At 45.5% G+C, this 20916-nt stretch carries 17 protein-coding genes; 1 reads left to right on the top strand and 16 read right to left on the bottom strand.

Annotated elements, in window-relative coordinates; translation table 11 throughout:
- Window positions 1–177: 177 nt before the first annotated feature.
- The 15 genes from BC351_RS17040 to BC351_RS16970 all read right to left on the bottom strand — a co-directional run bounded on the left by BC351_RS17040 (window position 178) and on the right by BC351_RS16970 (window position 18776).
- The gene (locus BC351_RS17040; protein WP_079413940.1) at window positions 178–387 is read right to left on the bottom strand and encodes a hypothetical protein; all 210 of its coding nucleotides are present in this window, start codon (window positions 385–387) and stop codon (window positions 178–180) included.
- A gap of 424 nt (window positions 388–811) precedes the next feature.
- On the bottom strand, window positions 812–1237 hold the full coding sequence (locus tag BC351_RS17035) for an NUDIX hydrolase (RefSeq protein WP_079413939.1): 426 nt from the start codon (window positions 1235–1237) through the stop codon (window positions 812–814).
- Between the two features lie 31 nt (window positions 1238–1268).
- Window positions 1269–2015: a type I methionyl aminopeptidase gene (map, locus tag BC351_RS17030; RefSeq protein WP_079413938.1), complete on the bottom strand. Its 747-nt coding sequence runs from the start codon at window positions 2013–2015 to the stop codon at window positions 1269–1271.
- 40 nt (window positions 2016–2055) lie between these two features.
- Window positions 2056–2802 (bottom strand): type I methionyl aminopeptidase, encoded by a 747-nt coding sequence (gene map, locus BC351_RS17025; RefSeq protein WP_079413937.1) that lies wholly within the window; start codon window positions 2800–2802, stop codon window positions 2056–2058.
- A gap of 5 nt (window positions 2803–2807) precedes the next feature.
- Entirely contained in the window at window positions 2808–3410 is a 603-nt protein-coding gene (locus BC351_RS17020) for a TetR/AcrR family transcriptional regulator (protein ID WP_079413936.1), read from the bottom strand.
- 176 nt (window positions 3411–3586) lie between these two features.
- Window positions 3587–4327: a YheC/YheD family protein gene (locus BC351_RS17015; RefSeq protein ID WP_158082120.1), complete on the bottom strand. Its 741-nt coding sequence runs from the start codon at window positions 4325–4327 to the stop codon at window positions 3587–3589.
- Window positions 4328–4476: 149 nt separating this feature from the next.
- On the bottom strand, window positions 4477–6729 hold the full coding sequence (locus BC351_RS17010; RefSeq protein ID WP_158082119.1) for a glycoside hydrolase family 43 protein: 2253 nt from the start codon (window positions 6727–6729) through the stop codon (window positions 4477–4479).
- A gap of 128 nt (window positions 6730–6857) precedes the next feature.
- On the bottom strand, window positions 6858–8870 hold the full coding sequence (locus BC351_RS17005) for an alpha-L-arabinofuranosidase C-terminal domain-containing protein (protein ID WP_079414003.1): 2013 nt from the start codon (window positions 8868–8870) through the stop codon (window positions 6858–6860).
- A gap of 24 nt (window positions 8871–8894) precedes the next feature.
- On the bottom strand, window positions 8895–9788 hold the full coding sequence (locus tag BC351_RS17000) for a carbohydrate ABC transporter permease (RefSeq protein ID WP_079413933.1): 894 nt from the start codon (window positions 9786–9788) through the stop codon (window positions 8895–8897).
- A 13-nt stretch (window positions 9789–9801) separates the two neighbouring features.
- Window positions 9802–10758, bottom strand: a complete 957-nt coding sequence (locus tag BC351_RS16995) for an ABC transporter permease (RefSeq protein WP_079413932.1) — start codon at window positions 10756–10758, stop codon at window positions 9802–9804.
- A gap of 28 nt (window positions 10759–10786) precedes the next feature.
- On the bottom strand, window positions 10787–12370 hold the full coding sequence (locus BC351_RS16990; RefSeq protein ID WP_079413931.1) for an extracellular solute-binding protein: 1584 nt from the start codon (window positions 12368–12370) through the stop codon (window positions 10787–10789).
- Window positions 12371–12487: 117 nt separating this feature from the next.
- Window positions 12488–14092 carry a response regulator gene (locus tag BC351_RS16985; RefSeq protein WP_079413930.1) on the bottom strand — a complete coding sequence of 535 codons (1605 nt, stop codon included), beginning with the start codon at window positions 14090–14092 and terminating at the stop codon, window positions 12488–12490.
- On the bottom strand, window positions 14067–15878 hold the full coding sequence (locus BC351_RS16980; RefSeq protein WP_079413929.1) for a cache domain-containing sensor histidine kinase: 1812 nt from the start codon (window positions 15876–15878) through the stop codon (window positions 14067–14069). Before BC351_RS16980 ends, BC351_RS16985 begins: the two co-directional genes overlap by 26 nt.
- Before the next feature lie 83 nt (window positions 15879–15961).
- A complete protein-coding gene (locus BC351_RS16975) occupies window positions 15962–17749 on the bottom strand; it encodes a family 43 glycosylhydrolase (protein ID WP_079413928.1) in 1788 nt (595 codons plus the stop codon).
- A gap of 112 nt (window positions 17750–17861) precedes the next feature.
- Entirely contained in the window at window positions 17862–18776 is a 915-nt protein-coding gene (locus BC351_RS16970; protein WP_079413927.1) for an AraC family transcriptional regulator, read from the bottom strand.
- Window positions 18777–18919: 143 nt separating this feature from the next.
- On the opposite strand from BC351_RS16970, the gene BC351_RS16965 reads away from it, so the two are divergent.
- A complete protein-coding gene (locus tag BC351_RS16965; protein WP_158082118.1) occupies window positions 18920–19753 on the top strand; it encodes a helix-turn-helix domain-containing protein in 834 nt (277 codons plus the stop codon).
- Window positions 19754–19968: 215 nt separating this feature from the next.
- Here BC351_RS16965 and BC351_RS16960 read toward each other — a convergent pair whose 3' ends face one another.
- Window positions 19969–20877, bottom strand: a complete 909-nt coding sequence (locus BC351_RS16960) for an SDR family oxidoreductase (protein WP_079413925.1) — start codon at window positions 20875–20877, stop codon at window positions 19969–19971.
- Between the last annotated feature and the right edge of the window lie 39 nt (window positions 20878–20916).

The raw sequence follows: 20916 nt of genomic DNA, 5'->3' as shown, positions 1-20916 counted from the left end.
TCTTTATAAGAAGATAGAGTGAAATCGTGATCAATATTGTTGCCACTTCCTAGAATTCTCTTTCAAAATTCTCTTCAAAAAATGCTTTTACATGCCCTACAAATTGAATATTAGTCTTGTAATAGATTTTATTAATTTGATTAGGTATAAAGCCTATCTGGCTCTAATACTATATCCTTAACTTCTAAGAAAATGTAAAATCATCTGTTTATCTTCTATGGCTTTTCTTTCTCCAGTAGATCCATCCAATAACTCAATCCTATCTACTTCTAAAATGCTCCCTGGATATACTTCAGATAAAGTAATCGGCTTTAATTGAATTGGATCAGTTCTCCCCTGACATCCCGTAATAAAAACCACAAGAAGAACTACGATGAAGTGTTTCACGAAGATCACACCCTGACTTTAGTAATTCGAAATCGATAAATTACCGACGTAAGAAGATCTTTGAATGTTTCAATGCTCTTGATCTTGGCAATTTCACCTAATGTTTTTGTATTCAAGAACTCGAGAGGTTTAAGGCAGCTTGCTGTCGGGTTGAAGACTTAGCCACGATGCCACGCCCGTCGTCTTTACGGAGGAGGAGTACTTGGAGCCAGCAAAAAAAGCGCACTTCCTAGATGGCATCCCTGATGGGGGCTTAGTCTAAAATAAGCAAAAACCCTCCATTTTGGAGGGTTTTTACATTTAGTGATTTATCAACTAGCCGACCTCAGCAAGTTCTTGTCACCCGACAATAATGTCGAATATCGCTCCAAAAAACGTACGTTGTTGACGAATACGCTGTCCGACGGAACAATCTTATGGCACTCTAGCAATCCTTAAGCGGAATAGAAAATTCAACATAAAAAGGATGAAGTTCTTCATTCAAGCAATGCTCAATTCTTTGCTTGAAATTCCCCCATTGTACCATCTCTAATGCTGTTTCGATTGGGAAAAATCCTACTTCTAAAGACTCAGAAGTAGTTGTTAATTCTCCCCCGACTGGTCTGCCTAGAAATAAAGTGTTACAAATGCTAGCACTTACATTTTGAAAAACACCACAAAACTTTGTCACTTCTATATCTATACCGCTCTCTTCCTTTGTTTCCCTTATCGCTGCATCTTTCATTGATTCACCTTCTTCAACCTGCCCTCCTGGCATTTCCCATCCTCGCTTAGGTCCTTTTATCAATAATATTTCGTTACGCTCATTAACTACAATTGTTGCCGCGGAAACTATATGTTTGGGAGCCACTTCATCGTCCTCCTACTTTTGTTCAGATATCCTAAGCTACAGTCACGATGATGGGTTGATTCTTTGTAATAATTATGGTGTGTTCATGTTGTGCCGCAAAGCCGCCGCCCGGTAGACATAAAGTCCACCCATCCGACTGCTCAACGAAATAATCCGCACCCGTTGATAAAAAAGGCTCAATCGTAATGACTAAACCCTCTTTCAATACACGTTTGTCGTGCTTGTTATAGATGGGAAGGATCCCTGTTGGAGCTTCATGTAGGGATTTTCCAATACCATGACTGCACAAATTCTTTATAACCTTATAACCGCCTTTTTCAGCTTCGGTTTGAATAATCCTGCCGATTTCGTTCAATTTTACTCCATGTTTGAGTGAAGAAATAACCTTCATCATCGTATCGTGAGTATAGTTGCAGAGACGTGTTAAAGAAGAATTGTATGGAGGCACTTGAAAAGAGTGACCCGAATCCGCAAAATAGCCTCCACGCTCAGCAGAAACATCGATGTTAATAAGGTCGCCCGGCTGAATTTTTCGATTTCCCGGTATTCCATGAGCAATTTCACGGTTAATGCTGATACACGTGCTGCCAGGAAAGTTTTTGGTTGTTTTGGGAGCAGACACTGCCCCGCAGCTATTTAAAAATTTTTCTCCGATATCATCCAATTCCTTCGTCGTCATTCCAACACGCGTGTTACGTTTCATTTCACTTATTGTCAACGCAACGATTTTACCGATTTCCGTAAGACCATCAATATCTTTCTGGGAGTCAATTGTCATAGAAAGGCCTCCTATTTTTTACTATCAAAAGGATCGAATTCTATTGTGCCGTCAATATAATCGGACCATCCGCAGTAATGGCGATCGTATGCTCGTACTGTGCGGAAAGCGAGCCGTCAGCGGTTCTGGCGGTCCATCCGTCGGCATCAACCGTCATTAATGCTTTTCCAGCATTTAGCATCGGCTCGATCGTAAAAACCATCCCTTCCTTCAAGCGGAACCCTTTGCCCGGATTCCCGGTGTGGGTATAATTAGGTTCCTCGTGCATCTCCCTTCCTACGCCATGACCGAGCAGATCGAGCACCACCGAGAATCCGTTTCGCTCGGCATGGGTTTGAACCGCGTGCATCACATCGCCGATCCGGTTTCCGACAACAGCTTTTTCGATACCCAGATATAAGCTTTCCTTCGTTACCTGCATCAGATTACGGGCTTCTTCCGACACTTCGCCGACCGCATAACACCAAGCTGAATCGCCAATCCAGCCATCCGCTTCCGCGACGATGTCGATTGTGACGATGTCGCCTTCCTTGAGCGGCTTCCTGTTCGGAAAACCATGCGCAATGACGTCGTTGACAGACGCACAAGTCGCAAACGGATACCCGTTGTAGCCTATCGTATACGCCCTGGCGTCATTCTCCTTCAGGAACCGCACTGCGAACGACTCGATATCGAGCGTCGTGACACCCGGCCGAATCATACCTGCGATTGCTTGATGAAAAGCAGCGACAATTCCGCCGGCTTTTCTCATTTCTTCAATTTCTGCTCTCGATTTCAGGATGATCATTCCATTCATCTCTCCTTTGACTGTATGCCTGAAAAAATCATATCGACAATCCCATCCACATCGATCTCGTTCCGCATATTGTGGTGGATGTTAAGCGTTGTGCAGCCAACAAGTGTACCAAATATCAGATTAGCTGCTTTTTCCGGTGATTTGGAAGAGATTCCTTCACGAATCATTGCCACAAACGGCAAATAGATCCGTTCCTGAAAATCATCAAACAGCTTGATGAACCGGTTTCCCGGGAAGTGATGAAAATTGTCCGAAACCGTTTTAAGCAAAATAAATACGGATGGGTCATGAATGCACTTCTGCAGGAGCAGCCTGGAGAACGACTCCGCTTTGAGCAAACTGCCACCCTCTCCCGTCATAGCGGACATCACTGCAGACTCCGTTCGATTCAGGGCTTCCCACAGTAAATCCTCCAAAAGCATGTACTTGTTTTTATAGTAATGATACACGGTTCCGTAGCCGAGCTCTGCCTTGAGCGCAACATCGCGTATTTCCAATTGAATGCCCTTCTCCAAATATGCTTCCGCAGCCGCTTGCATAATTTGGTCCATCCGCATCTCCCGGATCGCATCATTCTGTTCTTTGGTACGTGGTGACATGGCTCCTCCTTTTTTAGACCTGCTGTAATGTCAATGTAAAATCAATATACATCATTTAGAAGTAAGGATCAAGTACTTCGAATCGCCTGCTTTATGGCACGCATAACTTCCCGCTAGGTGCAACGAAGGGCTGCAACACTTTGCAGCCCTTCTGATATTGAACTATTGTTTCTCCATCATCCGCTTGTTTTGGAGATTCTCGCATACCGCATGATTTTGCGAAACATTCGCTTGTCGGCAAGGGCATTAAATATGAATTTATCCGGCTTCGTATTGACCTCTATGATCCAAGGCTTAAGCTCTTTATCAATTCCTATATCCACCCCATACGCAAGAAAACGTGGGAAAATGCCGCTCATATGTCTGCTAATCCGAAGGCCTAGCGTATTCAGCTGACCGATATAGGGAGACTGCTCCGCACTTGGCACAAAAGGCGTCAGCAGCTCTCTGGCCGGCATCGGCTTGCCGCCGCTATGGTAGTTGGTCACGACTTTATGAGGCCGGGCTAAGCGTCCCACGATCCCCGTTACCTCCCATTTGCGCTGCGGGCTGCGCTGAACCATGATGCGCAAATCGAACGGCCGTTTCTGATAATGGAGCAGAGAGATGCCCTTTTGAACCAGATAGATTTTCTTCGCCCTTGATTTAGTGAAAGCGGTAAACGCCCCTTCGAAGGAAGTGAATGTTCGGCTGCGCGTGCCGTTTTGCAGGCGATATTTGTTACCGTGGTGAGAGAGCTTAAATATCCCATTGCCCCCGGTTCCGTGGTTCGGTTTGAGATAGAGTGTGCGATATTTCTCCAACATCCCATGTATGTTCGCCTTCGTGGCAAGTTTCGTCGGCGGCAGGTGGCGCGCCAGCTCCTTATTAGTTAGTAGAGCACGGTGTTTGCCTAGTTTGTTATTCCAGTAGCCCATGCATTCCATCACCTCAGGTCATCAATATCTGTACTCTTTTGTTATATGAAGAACATTTAAGCAATGTTTGGACGCTTGCTCCCGATAGACTTCAAAGGACTAAAATAACCGCACCGAGCAATACGCTCGCATGCGGTCTAACGCAACTCCTATGGTGCTGGGATCACCGTCAGCGGCGAAATCGTCCATCCCGGCGATGCGCCTGAAAGGCCTACGCGACCTTGAAGAAACGCATTCGGGTCCGTCCACTTCAAAATAGGCTCGTTGTTATCATCGGAGAGAACAACTATTGATGCTCCTTCCAGCTTTACGGTAACCCTGTGGGTTTGACCAGGCTTAAACGCAAGGTTGCCGGAAGCCTTTTCCACTGAATTTTCGTAACTTATCCGCTTCAAAATGACCCTGTCATTATGAAACGCCAGCATGTAGCCCATGAAAGCATCTTTCACCTGATCCTTGAATTCAGACTCGTTCGTCGTCCGCAGCAGAACTGCTGCCTCATCTGCCGTTGCTTTTTTCAGGGTAAGATCGAAGCTTACCGTGTAATCCGCCCAACCGGCGTCACCGCCGAATCGATTGACAATACCAACGGCCGTCGGCTTGATGACCGACTGTGCGTGTACGGGAACCGTCAGACTCGCTTCCACATACCTAAGCGTGATTTCGCCCTTCCCCCGGCGCAGCGACAGCCATTGCGGTCCTATCTTCATCTCGAACTTGCCCAGCGGTACTTTCGTCCACTCCGTATCGCCGGCAAATAAAGAAGCGTCCAGCTTAATTTCCTTGGTCTTGCCGTTTGATTCGATCACCAACGTTGATCCAGCCGACGTTTTGGCTGCGTTAACCGAGAGCAGATAGCTGCCATCCTCGCGAATATTGATGGGAAAGGACAGGCCGTCGTCCTTGTTCGACAAGACTACAGCATCACTGCCATCAGGCGTTATGCCAGAGCGAATGCTTGGTTTGCCGTCACGTACACCATGAACAGCTTCCAACGCGCCGGGCAGCGGTTTAATCACTTTCATATCGCCGCTGCCGTTCGCTTCATTCGCAAAGGCTGTGTAGTGCAGGTCCGGATTCGTCCCTTTCGGCCAAACATATCCGATACGGCCAGCTTTCCCAGCCATTGCTGGTTGCTCAATCTTAAGCAGCCCGTCCCAATAGAGCATCGTATTGGAACTGCCCGACTCGATGCGGATCGTATGGAGCTTCGTCAGATCGGTACCCTTTGGCAGCGGCTCCGTCGCAACAACCGTTTCGACGCCGTTCACACGATCGATCAGTGAGAGTTCCATCGTCGCTTCGTTCACATGGGCTGTACGGTAATTGCCCGAATCCTCGTATGCGAATACGGCATCTATTGAAGATATCGAACCAACACTTTGCACATCATTCAATCTGAAGTTGTATTCAGCTGTATATTGGCTGCCCGTGCCCGATCGTGCCAACAGAGACTCGACGCCCCCAGTTTGACTGGTTCTCTCCCACTTGTCACCGGATGGCGCAGCGCCCGGCACGTCCCAGAAAATCGGCATGCTGGGCGTTTCCTGCGGTGTCCCGTGCGTCGGCCCCAGAACGGACATCTTGTCGCCGTTGAATACGAGGCGATCCAGATTCAGTTTACGAACGGGAGGGCCCTCGGCAGAACGTCCAATCAGGTTGTGGTAGACGATATAATACGAATCCAGATCAGGACCCATGACCGTCGCACTGTGGCCAAGACCGTTGAAATCATCCGCAGTAGAAATCAGAATCGGGTTGTTCTGGGGAATTGTATAAGTTCCTATCGGAGAGTCATGATTTACCCCGTAATTGACACGGTAGCCCTTGCTAAATACGTGATTGCCCGTGTAAGTTATGAAATAACGTCCATTTCGTTTGATGATCATCGAACCTTCCGTCCAATGTCCGAGCGAGACGTTCAACTGCTTGTCCATTTCGATTGTATACGGATCGGACATCGGGCTTGCCATAATGCCGCCGAATTTGGCATGTGTGAAATACCATTTCTCATCGTCGTCGATGAAAACAGAGCCATCAATCGTGAAACCGAGATTGTCTGTCTTCTTTACGAACGGTCCCGTTGGTTTGTCGCTTTGCAGGACGTAATGTCCTTTGCCCGCCGGAGAAGTGTACATATAGAACAATCCGTTCCAATAGACGACCTCCGGTGCATAAGCTCCCTCACTGACAGCTTCCTCTGTCACCAAACCTTCGTAGCGCCAATTCACAAGATCGTCGGAGCTCCATGCCTTGACCCCGACTCTGCGATCCTTCGTGCTGCAGTAGAGATAATATTTGCCGTCAAAGCGAAGAATGTAAGGATCCCCGATGCCATAATCCTCCCATTCCTGGTCCAATACGAACGGATTCTGGTAGGTCTGATGCAAGGCTATCTCCATCCTGTCCGCCCCTTTCTTTCCCCAAAGCTGCGGCTGTATCGTCAAAATCACTGAAAGAAGAACACAACCAGCCAAAATAAATATCCATGTCCTCTTAATTTGTAGCATCCAGTTATCCTTTACTCCCGTTAGCGAGTGATTTCCAAGACGTAGACGGATGACGCCCTCAGCTGACAGGTCACTTGAGATTTGAAAAATGATAATTCATGACCTTTGCAGACCACAGAATTCGGGTTTTGCGCACTATTTATGCATTCATAATGATCCGCTGTTATTTCCGATAGATGGGCTTTGCCCGACTCGGCAAATCCGTCCAGCTGCACTTCCGTTAAGGTGTCTTCGAGGCCTCGATTCACCATGAAGATCGTCAGCTTATCTCCACTAACATTGGTACAAGCCACGACGTCCAAATTCGGCAGGTCATCAAGGTTTGGTTCTGTAGACACAAGGCTATTCACCTTAAAGCTGCCGCATTCTGTATGACTCTGAACAACATAGCCCAAGTCGCGGTTTGCATACATTTTCATGACATAATAGGATGGAGTGCCATAAACGATTAAAGAGTTTTCGCTCCTGCCAGAGGACTTACCGCGAAATTGATCCGCATAGAAATCCCCTACTCGGATGCAACCGCCAAGCCAGCCATTGACTAAATCGGAAAAGCTGCCTATTTCAATCAAATCGCTATTTCGGATAAACTCATTCAAATTTGCTGCATTGACAGCTGCTGCTTCAAGGGTATGTTCATTGGGAAGACCCTTGCGCATGGTATTCGGATAGTACATCGTATTGTATTCCGTGATTGCCAATTTCAGATGGGCATAACGGCTAGTAGAGCTGAATATTTCTCTCAATTGCCTTACGGTTTCCCTCGTCCATTCCGGATAAGAGAACATTGCTTTATAACGTTCTTCTTTTGGCGTGCGATCATTCATGCCAAATCGATTGTAACCATGATATAAATGCAAAGTTAAATAATCAATGTGCTCTGCGGCTCGATCCAGCAGAGTTTTGTTCCAATCCATTTTGTCATCTCCGCAAGCGAGCAGCCTAATCTCGGGATCACGGGCCTTCATGGATTGGGCAAATCGCATATAGCGTTCTGCGAATTGCTCAGCGCTGCAATGCCCGACCTGCCATGCTCCCCATACTTCGTTGCCGATCTCCCAGTACTTCACGCCATACGGCTCGACGTGCCCATTGGCTGCCCGAAGTTTACCCATAGGCGTATCCAAACCACCATTACAATATTCAACCCACTCGGCCGCTTCTTCCGGTGTGCCTGAACCATCGTTAACACAAATTAGAGGCTCTACATTCAAATCACGGCAGAACTTAATAAACTCATCCGTGCCAAAATACTTATTCGTCCAACCGCCCCATGCTTCATTGATCACACAGGGCCGCTCATTCACAGGACCAACAGCCTGCTGCCAGTGGTAGGCACTTATATAATTCCCTGCAAGCCGCATCATGCCGGCGTTCAGGTCCCTGGTCATTTCCATAACTTCCTTGCGAACATTGCCTGCACTGTCAGAAGGAAGCAGCGAAATATGATCCAGCCAAAGCATTCCCGTGGATACATGATCCCGCCAGCGCTCATGATCCGATGGTACATATAATCGGAATTCCGCATGCTCGCAATCGCGCAATACCGGAAGATGAGATTCATAGTGCTTCCAGTTATGGCTTTCTAGATTGATTCGAGTGGAACCAAGCACTTCTCCACTCTTCCTATCCACAATCTCTGCTGCAACGATCTTAATTTCGACAGAAGTTCTTGCATACAGAGTCAAAGAATAGCCATCCCGATCCTGTTTTACAGCAATCGCTTGACTTATACCTGCGTAAGCCTCATCGTCGCTATAAATTCGAACCAGCTGACTATGTCCAGAATGACGCGCAGCAGCGGGTTCGAGACCATATATCGTACTTTTCCCATTCGTATAAGGACGCCAGCTTCCGGAAAGCCCCCTATATGTCCCGTCCATACTTTCAAAATCCATATCCGAAAGCGGATAGGCCAACATAGCATCCATATGATCACGGATATCCTCTACAAAATGCCCAAATAGATAAGGATTAATTCTATCATTGCCGACTTGATTCTTATTCACCTGGATCTTAGCTCTTGCTTGCATGAACACAACGCTTCCTTCCATTCTTTATCCTTTTAATGAACCTATCATAACACCCTTCACAAAATGCTTTTGTACAAAAGGATACATCAGCAGTACCGGCAAGCTGGAAATAATAATCACCACATATTTGATACTCTCAGCCAGCAGCACTTTGGATTCCAGTCCCACATTGCTGTCAACTGCGTCTGCTTGGCTAACCATTAACACTTCACGCAGCACGAGCTGTAATGGATATAAATCCTTGTTGCGTATATAAATTAAGGCATTGAAGTAGGAATTCCAGTGACCTACAGCGTAAAACAACACCATGACGGCCAATATCGGTTTGGATAAAGGCAATATGACATGTGTGAGCAGCTTCCAGTTGGAGCACCCGTCGATATGTGCGGCCTCCTGAATTTCCCATGGGATATTGGATTGAAAATAAGTTCTCATCACAATTAAATTATAGGTGGCAATTGCACCCGGAATTACTAACGCCCACATGGTGTTCACCATGCCTAAATTTTTAACAAGGAGATACGATGGAATGAGTCCGCCACTGAAAAACATCGTAAGTGTTACAAAAAACATGATGCCTCCCCGTCCAGGCAGATCTGGTCTTGATAACGGATAGGCCGCTAAAGTCGTCATGATTAGATTGATCGCAGTTCCGATCAGTGTATATACAATTGTATTTCCATATCCGTTCCATATCTGATTGTTATGGAATACATTCTTGTACGCCTCCAAAGTAATTTGTTTAGGCAGCAAGATCACTTCCCCATTCAGCACTAGTGCAGGGTCACTGAAGGATGCGCTGACGATAAAGAGCAACGGATACAGCACTACTACAACAATTAGAACAGCCAATGCACCCACGATGGCATCGAATAGCTTTTCATCCGACTTCATTTTCTTGCGTGTTAGTTCCTTCATCATACGACCCTCCTTACCATAAGCTTGTCTCGGCCTTTTTACGAGCAAAGCGATTCACGAGCAGCAGCAGCGCAAGGTTAATAATAGAGTTAAACAAACCTATCGCAGCTGTATAGCTGTACTCCCCTTTTAGAATACCTGCCGAGTAAACGAAGGTAGAAATGACATCGCTGGATTCCAAATTCAAATTATTTTGCATGAGCAAAATCTTCTCAAAACCGACATTCATGAAATGTCCTACATCGAGAATAAGCAAGATGACGATAACCGGGAGAATGCCTGGAATTGATACATGCCAAATGCGCCGTAGCCGACTTGCGCCATCCATTTTGGCCGCTTCATACAGCTGCGGATTGACACCGCTAAGGGCCGCAATATAAATAATGGATTGCCACCCCATATTTTGCCATATGTTGGACCCGATAAAGATGGATTTAAACCAGCCCGCTGAATCGAGAAATCGGACCGGCGCTGCGCCAAATGCTGCAAGAATCGAATTAACAGGACCTCCTTGCGGAGATAAAAACAACTGCAGCATCCCTACCATAACAACGATAGAAATAAAATGAGGGATGTACGTAATATTTTGCACGATCTTGCTGAAGGCTTTGTTGCGAATTTCGGTAATGATTAAAGCTAGAAGAATGGGAATAGGAAAAGCAAACAATAAAGAAAACAAGTTAATCGAAATCGTGTTCCACAACAGTCTCCAGAAATAATAAGATGCTACAAAGCGCTTGAAATGATCCAAACCAACCCACGCGCTTCCGCTGATTCCTTTGGCTGGACTGAAGTTCTTGAAGGCGATTTGCAAGCCATACAAAGGTCCATAATGGAACACAAGGTACCATACGATAGGTATCAGCAGCATTAAGTAGAGATCGTATCTACTAGTTATTGATTTAAGGAGGCTGGAGCGCCTCGATTTGGGTTGAGACGCAAGCGTCACCCTATTTGTCGTACTTTTCATGTGTAGCCCTCCAGCCATCATGTTAATCTTATTTTTGCTTTTTGAGGTTGTCATAAGCGTCTTGGTAAAGTTTTTGCAGCTCGTCAATTTTCATCTTTTTGAGCGTATTCTGGAATTCTCCCCACTTATCGAAGCTAAGTGCTCCTGCAATAAACTTGGTGCTCTGCTCTTCATAATATTTATCAATATCGTTACGCAGTATATTGATTTGTTGCGCTGTTTGCTCATCAAACATAGGTGCAGCATAGCGAATCTTCGGCATGAAAGGATCCAGCTTCTTCTGAGCTTCCTGTACTTGAGGCGGATTAATGTAAGAAGCTACCTTCTCGCTAATCAGATGCGGCGCCCCGCCTCCGGCATAAGGGGTGATTTTGGATTGATTGCCTGTCGCCAGGAAGGCATCGGTATAATAAGGAATTCCATCGCGCAATTCATAATTGTCGCCTTTACGACCGAATCGCAGCAAAGTGGATCCTTCATCGCTGTAGAAATAATCAATCCAACGCATCGTTGCTTCCGGATTCTTATTCACCGAAGTGATGGCAAACGCCCCAAAATCCCTTGGTACGGGTGCGGCCAGCTGCAGACTGTCACCGTGCGGCCCTTTGACTGGTGCTATGCCGATATACTGATCGTTAACTTTCGATTCCAACATGGGATTGTTCGTCTGATCGAAGAAGAAACCGGTATTACCTGTTCCTTGCTTCGTCAAATATTGCGCTTCCTTCTGGGCAAAAAGCTCTGGATCGAGCAATTTTTCTGAATACAGCTTATTTAAATACATCAGTAATTCTTTATTCCGATCGTTGCCCATCCAAATATTAACCTTGTCATTCTCAAGATTAATGTTGTAACCTAACTGAAAATCCAAGCCGAAAGATCCAGCCATGATAGGTACGATACTCAAACCATTGCGTGCAGTCATCGGAATTTCATCCTGTTTGCCGTTGCCATTCGGATCTTTATCCCGGAAAGCTTTCAGCACCTCGTACAGCTCATCCGTCGTTTCAGGCTCCTTCAGATTCAGCTTCTTCAGCCAGGTTTGATTCATCCATCGCTTATCCGTTCTAGCGGAGTTGACGGTCACGATACCTGGAAGGGCATAAATATGACCTTCTGGTGTTGTCATGGATGAACGAATCTCTGGATAAGCATCCATTAGTTTTTTGAGGTTAGGGGCATACGAATCAATCAGCTTCTCAAGCGGAATTAATTGACCGCCGGTACCATAGCGAATAGCTTCTAAAGGAGTGAGGCCAGAGCGATACATCACATCAGGGAGCTCATTGGAGGCAAACAACAGGTTTTTCTTCTCATTAAAACCATCCGTTGGCGCCTCAATAAATTCAACTTGAATATTGCTCATTTTTTCATAATCCTGAAACACCGGCATGTCCTTGAAGGGTCCATTGGTTGGCGCAATTCTTGTGAACATCTTCAGCTTAATCGGGTCTTTCACAATCGGAAATCCATCTACTGACACACTTTTCACATCTTTCGCCGGGGTTTTCCCTTCTTTCTCTTTACTCGGTGCATCCGAGCTGCAGGCGGTAAGTGTCATACTGGAAACGACTAAGGTTGAAAGCAATACTGTCCCCCAATTTCTTTTCATTCATTCGTTCCTCCGATCAAATGGTTGTCACCCTTTTCAAGAAAGCGTTTTCTAAGGGTTGAACTTATTATAAGCAATTCATTGTTGCAGTTGATTCCACATATATGACTTTCCATTCTACTTTTTTGATGGTTTCAGGCTATCTATATAAGCCTGAGGTGTCAGACCGGTTATTAGTTTAAACACTTTAAAAAAGTACGTATAATTCAAAAAACCGACCTCCAAGCTAATCTGTTTCAAAACAATGCGGCCTGATTCCATGAGCATACAGCTTGTTTTAATACGAACTCGGTTCAAATATTCGCTAAAGGTCATTTGCGTCTCCTCTTTGAACAATCGGCTTAAATAAGATGGATTCAAATTGAGGGCATTCGCTGTTATCTCCAAGGATATGTTGTTAGAGGCATAATTGTCAGAAATAAATTGAACCGCTTTCAGGATATGACGCGAATAAGTCCCCCCTGCATGCTGTTTCTTAATGATCTCCATCATACGTGCATAGTATTGCAACAACCATATCTCCAGATTGGCAATGCTTTTTAATTGTCCCAGTTCGTTCCTTGAGGGGAGCCCGTCTTCTTCGAAGGAGGTACGGGGAACATGCCGCTTGAGCGACATCTCAGCAAGATGAAGCATTTCACTGACAATGAGCTGTACCGGCATGGCGTAGACAGGCTGACTGGCAAGCCCTGCAAAAATGGTTGAAATGATTTGGTTCGTTCTTTCCCAATCGAGCTGCTCTAGAAAAAGCTGCAACTGCTTCCTTTCTTCCATGAACAAAGGATCTCTAAGCGTTGAAGTATGCATATCCTGATAGAAAATTTCGTTCATTACCTGATTAGCTCTACTATAACTCGCGGCAAGTTGTCTCAAACTTCCATATAGGGGACCTATGGCATAAATACATGTCAAGTTGAGGAATTTCCCCATTGAATGGGACAGACTGTTCATCGCTTGACTCATTTGAGTAGTAACCGTGTGCTCACTCCGATCCACAGAAGAAATTAGGACAATAAATCGTCCCTCCCCCACATAGCCTACCGTCCGCGTCTGACTATCGCCAATTGCCATTTGCATCACATCCAGTGCCCGCTGTACGAACCGGTTCTTCTCTACATCGGTAAACAGCTCCGTCAACAATAAAAAAGGAACGATCTGTACAGCAGCCACGCCATAATTGACGGAATGGGGAAATAGCTTATTGTCACGCGCATAAGCATATAGTTCTTCTCCAGATCCCTGCACATCCCTGGCCAAATTGGCTACATATTCCCGAAGAATAACAGGACTTAGACGTTCCATCATTTGGGTTTGAGCGCTGCGAACATCCTGTTCCCGCTCTTCCATCTGCAATTGCTGTACCGCTTTATTCAGAAGTGTCAAAAGTGCATCCTGCGTTAATCGATGTTTGAGCAAATAATCCATCGCCCCGTTCATGAGGCAAGCCCTTACATAATCGAAATCGTCAAAACTACTCAACATAATAATCTTCACTTTGGGAAATCGGTTTCTGATCATGAGACTCAATTCTACGCCATTCATGACAGGCATACTCACATCCATAATTGCGATATGCGGCGTATGCTGCTCCATCATGGCAAGTGCCATGGAACCGTTATACGCCTCTCCGCATAGGGTGAACCCGTGCTTCTCCCAGTCCAGCATACTCTTCACATCGTTGCGTGCCAACGCCTCATCATCTACCAATAATATTTGAAACATGCCTTGAGCCCTCCTCCTCTTCGATTCGTTCCGTACCTGGCAGCAATGGAAATCTAATCTGCACCGTGGTATACGCTTCTGGCTCACTATATACAAACACGCCGTAAGGCTCTCCGAACAGTCGAACGATGCGTTCATGTACATTGCGTACGCCCATGCCGCTGAAACGAGTGTTGGTCTGAACGTTATTCATTTCGAATAACGCATCAATCTGCGCCTTCGACATTCCTTTGCCCGTATCTCTGACTTCAATTTTCAGCTCTTTATTGGCTTCATAAATGCGTATCAGAACATGTCCCTCCTGCGCGGAGGTGGACAGACCATGAATGATAGCATTCTCTACAAGCGGCTGCAGCATCAATTTTAAAACATGGAGCTGTAAAAGCTCTTCATCCTCGACTTCTATCTGCAAGTGAATCGGTTCCACATATTTGTATTTTTCAATATTGACGTAACTGCGGACATACTGCAGTTCTTCCTGCAAGGAAAGAAATTCATTCGTATTTCCCAGTACACCTCGCATGAGTTCTATCAAGGATTCTGATACCTCAACAATATTCGGAACCCCGTTAAGTTTGGCCAAGTACTTCACCGTATTCAGTGTGTTATACAGAAAATGAGGACGAATTTGAGCCTGCAAAACAGCTAGTTCCGCTTCGCGCTTCTCTCTTTCCGTCGTTACAATGCCTTCAAGCAAACGCTTTAATTGTTCTACCATACTTTTGAAAACATGATACAACTGGCCTATTTCATCCTTGGAATGAATTTCGACGGTCGGAAGCGTCATGTTGCCTTCCATCACATGCATCATCATCGATCTCAGCCTTCGAATATTTCTTGTCATCCTCGAGGATACCTGCAGCGTACCGATGACGATAATGATAAATACAATAATGGCTACCGTCGCCAATACATTGCGGATTCGAGCCGTTTCGGTCAATAGCGACTTCATAGGTACCAGGGCTACCGTGCACCATCCTGTATAATCCGATTTCCGCGTGATGACTAGATACGATTTCTGGTCAATAACTCTTTCCACGGAACCGTCTTTGCCAGCCAGCTCCTCACCCAATTGAATGACCGTTCCCTTCGCAATCGCGCTCGTCTGAGGTTCATAAATAAACTCATTTTTCTGATCAACCACATACAACATGCTGTCCGGTGTCGGTTTAACATCGTAGATTTTTTTAATGATCTCGTCATTCAAATCAAACATCACCATGCCGATTAAATTACGGTTATAACGGAGCTCACGCCCGGTTACAATGGAGTTGCTGAAGCCGGTTTGATGAAAATAAGCATGCCCTGAGCCATTTTGCAACAAATCATTCATCATCGGGGTGAATAAAATATTCTTATCGAGCCAAGGGGAGCCGACGAAAAATACCTTCTCATTCAGCCCGATGACAGCAACTCGTGAAATGTATGGTTTGTACGCAATCAGGGCGGATAAAAACTCCTCGATTCGCTTCTGCTCCTGAAACCACTCATAGCTGGGTTCCTCCGTCTTGCTAAGCAGCGTATCCAAAACCGTCTTATTGGTAGCAACCACGGTATTTAATCGACTTACTTCCTCCAGCCGCAAATTTAACGATTCGTCCGCCTGGCGTATGCTCTCCGTTACAGACGTAATCGCATTATTCTTCACCGTTTGTCTCATGTACAAATAAACAATGCTCGTCACAGCCACAATGCCAATCAAAGTCACCAAACTAAAGGCAACAAAGATCTTCCCTTGGATGCTACCCGTAGGTGAAATCAACTTTTTGAAAGAGAAAAACTTCATGGGCAGGCAGCTCCTTTCCATTTCACGTTTGATAGAAAAAAACATGAATCTAGCCCGATCAGAGCTTGATTCATGTTTTTATATTACTCATTACAAGGCGTTATGCATAGTCCTGCTCCATCCTCTTCAGCTTGAAGCAGAACAATGCCTACACGTGTCCGAAAAGGAGCGGTTCGATCATTGCCAAAAAAAGTAGACATCAGATTGCCATTATGATCGATAAACATCGTTCCATGGCCGCCATGAGGTACCGCAAGCCGCCTAGGGGTATACGGGCCGTACAAATCATCCGCAACGGCATACATCAAATCGTAGGTGCCGTCCACTCGCTTATCTCCATTCCACTCTGCGGCGCCAAGAATATACTTGCCTTTATACTTCACGATAAATGCACCCTCATAGCCTACACGCTGGCCATCCGAGCTTAACAACTTGCTAGGATCTTCTGCGAAGCCGGTCATGTCCTTCTTCATCCTGGCAATTTTACCGTCCTGCCAGACAAAATACACTTGACCATCCTCATCCTGGAACAAACTAGAATCTATATCCGTATTCGTCATCCGGCCCATATCGATATATGGTCCCTCTGCTTGACCGGATATGCTTTTAATCATACCGGTGCCTCCGCCTTGAAGCGAATACGTGATCCAGAACGTTCCGTACAAATAGATCATCTCTGGGGCCCAGAGACAAGGATTCTCATAAATGTTGTTCTCCCATGTGCCATTCTCGGATAAATCCCATACTTTCGCTACATGGTTCCATTCCTTCAGATCTAATGAGCTCCACAAATGAAGCTGGTTGTTCCGATCCCAAAAATTTCGATGTGGCTTGTCTGAAGTCCCCGTCAAATAATACGTTCCATCCGGTCCTGTGCTAATATGAGGATCCCGAATCAGGAAGTCCGCGACAGGTTTAAGACTTCCCACCGCTCCCTTCTCAAGCACCGCTCCTTCAATCGGTCTAATGAATCCTGGTCCTCCAAAAGACATTGGTACAACGGAAGGATAATGCTCAACCGATGAATAACTGCCACAGCCCGTAAAAGAGGCATACAGTTGATTGTCCGGTCCGGTAAATAAAGAGATTTGTCCGCCATGGGGAAGCGCCAAATACCGCCGGCTATAGGGACCATAGATCGATTGGCTCACCGCTACAAAAGTATCTACGCCATCGCTTCCCATCCTCTTGAGCGCATCTGCACAGAACATATAGTAATACCCATCCCGCTTGTACAGAAACGCCCCGTAACTTCCTACCTGCAGATTCCCTATGTACGAGGGATGATCCTCCCGCCCCGCGACCTTCCAAGGCTGTACTTCTACCATACGTGGAGTTTCCTCAAGACCGTTCATGTCCGCATTCATTTTGGCGATTTGGCCATTGCTGTAAATCCAATAGACAACTCCGTCTTCATCCTCAAATAAAGAGGCATCCTGCCCGTCGGCTGTTATCCTTCCCATATCCTGGTAAGGGCCCTTGACGGAGGCGGAAAAGCTTTGGAGCAAGCCGGTGCCGCCTTGACTTAGCCCGTATGTGATCCAGAACTTTCCTTTCACATAGTGAATTTCCGGAGCACAAATACCAGATAAACCCTCGCTCTCCTTTTGCCACGTTCCCTCTTGCTCCATGCTCCATACTGCGACTGGCCCCGTCCATGACTGTAAGTCTGCGGATGTCCATACTTGCAAGCTTGACCCATCTGTCGTTCCGGTCATATAGTACATATAATCCGGCCCTGTGCAAATACTGGCATCTTTTAGGGAGACATCTATAATTCTTTCTATTAATACGGCAGATTCCGAATAGCCTGTGCATGAGGACCATTCCGTTTCAGGATGCGGAGGCTGCATGATAAAATCGCTCTTCATTGTAATCTTCCTTTCCTCTTCCCTGTGATGTTTATATGATAAGTATATCGTGCTTTATCCAAACGCTTAATAGAGAAAGCGGTGCGTCAAGTGAGGAAAAGGGACATTTGAATTACGACTTGCTGCCTGGAGAGTGGCCATAGTAATTACGATAAGCTCGTGAGAACGAATAAAGACTCGGATAGCCGACCGTATAGGCGACCTCAGTTATATTCCGATCCCCTAATGAGATCAATGCTGCGGCCTTTTCCATTTTGAGCCGGTACAAATAGCGATTAGGTGATACGCCTATCATTTTCTTGAAGACATCCGAGAAGTAAGATCTGTGTACCCCCGCTGCTTCGGCAACCTCCTTGATGCTGATTCCTTCCATATAATGCAAATGAATAAAATCAAGTGAGCGCTGCAGCCATGGTATGTCAGCCACGTTGCCTTTGACATCGTTAAGAGTCCTCCCCGCTTTCATAAGCATGGCAAAGATAGCATATAGCTTTTCCAGCAGTTCTATTGAAAAGCCCATATCCTGGACTCTATCCGATTGATCCGAGATATGATGAAGCAATGCATATAGCTTATTGCAGATTTCCTTGCTGCACCTTGCACGCAGAATCGGGCTGTCCTGAGATAGTCCCAGCGATTGCAGCAGAGGTGCAGCCTGGGGCCCTTGAAAAGCAATCCAGATAAGCTTTAAAGTCTTTTCCGGTTCGTAGATGCGATATGAATACGATTCATTTGGGAAAAAACAGCAAATATCGCCAGGTTGGAGAATCGCTTCCTGGTCTTCATATTGAAGCAGCAATTGACCTTCAATTACAAAATGAAGGCTGTAGCATTCGATTCTTTTAGGCCCAATCTGATAGGTTGGTTTGGCTATGTTATGTCCAAGACGAAGACACCACAAACCGCTCATTTTTAAAAACTCAGTGGGGTTCAAATATAGCTGTTGTGCATATTCGTGAGCATATTCCTGCATGGTGTTATTTCTCCTCAAGTCTTCATTATAACTCAAAGCACTTGACTCCATCATATTCCTTTCCCCCTTTTAACTCAAGATTGCAATTACCTAACAAAATGTTAAATCAATCTGAAATCGTGATATTTCCAATCCCCCTCACATCCCCTAATCTAAATATAGAAATGAGACTCATAACAGAGAGGTCGATGACGATATTGACTAAAACCAGCAAATATGGGCCTATATTTCACCTGCCTCCGGTTGGAGAGCCTCCTCCTCTGAGCGTGCAGTTCTTAGGGATTAATTACTGCGAAACGGATTACTGCAATATTCGAAAGCTTGCCCAAATTACCGTGTTCGGTTATGTACTCTCCGGTCAAGGATGTGTAAAGGTTGGTTCCCAAACACATATGGCTCGCCAGGGAGATGTGTTCATCCTTCCGGCAGGCTGCCGCCATGAAGTTACCTCAGACCTTGACCACAAAGAGCAATGGAGCTATATATGGCTAAACGTTAGCGGAATTTGGATTCTGAAGATGCTTGAAGCTTATCAACTGCTTTCCCTTGTCGTAACTCAAAGAAGCGGGTTGGAATCTTTATTTAAAGAGGCTATTGAAAGCGTCAAAGCAAAATCAGTTGAAGAACTGCAATCAGAGTTTCAGGTCATCCTGATGAGAATCATCGTCAGCCTCTACGAAACTTTGCGTAAAAGAGGGGATGCTTTAACATCAACGGTTCAAGCTATCAAACAATTTTTGGACAACAGTATCCTTCATCCTTTCGACTCGACTCAGCTCTCTTCACATATTGGCATTTCCAATAAACAAATGAATCGCTTATTCAAAAGAGAAGTCGGAACTACTATCTATCACTATGTCATCTCCAAAAAGATAGAATCCGCTAAACGGATGCTGCTCGACACCCAGCTGACCATAAGCGATATTGGCTATAAACTTGGATATGTCGATTCTCATTATTTTTCGAACCTGTTCCTTAGTAAAACTGGTGTGAGACCAAGTGACTTTCGAAAAATACTTAGTGAAACTTAGTAGACGTTCTCGGATTTGATGCTTTCCATCTAGCAGATAGTCTGCTGACTCAACCTTTTCCATATATTGGAGTACCAGGGTAATGAAATGATTATACAAGTGAAAAAAAGAAGGAAATGCCTCCCGATCGCGGCATTTCCTTCTTTGCTTTTATTGATTTCTTGGAATTGCTCCAGTAACGGAACTTAATCTATTCGAGGTTTCTTCGAATGACTTCAAGAGTAGCGGATCAAACCTCCATTAACATGAACAACTTGACCTGTAACGTACATGGATTCATTTGCTGCTAAGTAAACAAAGGCTGGTGCTATCTCGAATGGTTGTGCCGCACGCCCAATCGGGCTGTCAGTGCCTAGAGTAGCTACATGTTCCTTGGAGTATGTACTCACATTAAGCGGCGTCCATGACGGACCCGGAGCGACCGCATTTACTCGGATCCATTTTTCGGCCAAAGACAGTGCCATACTGCGAGTAAAACTTACTATAGCACCTTTAGTTGCTGAGTAATCAATGACATTCTTATCTCCTTCGTAGGCAACTCTTGAGGTTGTACTGATTATGGAACTGCCTTTATCCAAATAAGGCAGAGCCGCTTTAGTCAAATAAAACAATGGGAATATATTGGTTCGAAACGTATCTTCGAGTTGTTCATTGGAAATGTCCATAATACTCCCAGTAAATGGTTGCACGGCAGCGTTATTGATTACGATGTCCAGTCTATGAAAATGATTGAGCGTTGCAGCTACAATATCCGGCGAACTGGCTGGATCGCGAAGATCTCGGGCCAGAAGCAGACAACGAGTTCCGAATTGCTCAACATACCTTTTGGTTTCCTCCGCATCGATATGTTCATTTAAATATACAATAGCCAAGTCGGCTCCTTCTTTAGCATAAGCAGCTGCTATTGCACGTCCGAATCCGCTATCCCCCCCGGTAATGATTGCAACCTTCCCTTTCAGCTTGCAGCTGCCAACATACCCCGGGTAATCGAAAATGGGACGCGGCACCATAAGATACTCCAGTCCAGGGACTTGATCCTGATGCTGCGGCGGAAATGCAATCGGTTCCTGTACTACTTTGGTTTGATAACCAAGGAAGGGATACACTGGATAAGAGTATTGCAAGGTTTTCACCTCCGAATGATTGTTCAAGATGCTCGATCC

The organism is Paenibacillus ferrarius (genome assembly GCF_002027705.1).
In the GTDB taxonomy this organism is placed as follows: Bacteria; Bacillota; Bacilli; order Paenibacillales; family NBRC-103111; genus Paenibacillus_E; species Paenibacillus_E ferrarius.
This window is presented reverse-complemented; position numbering and strand designations above follow the sequence as displayed.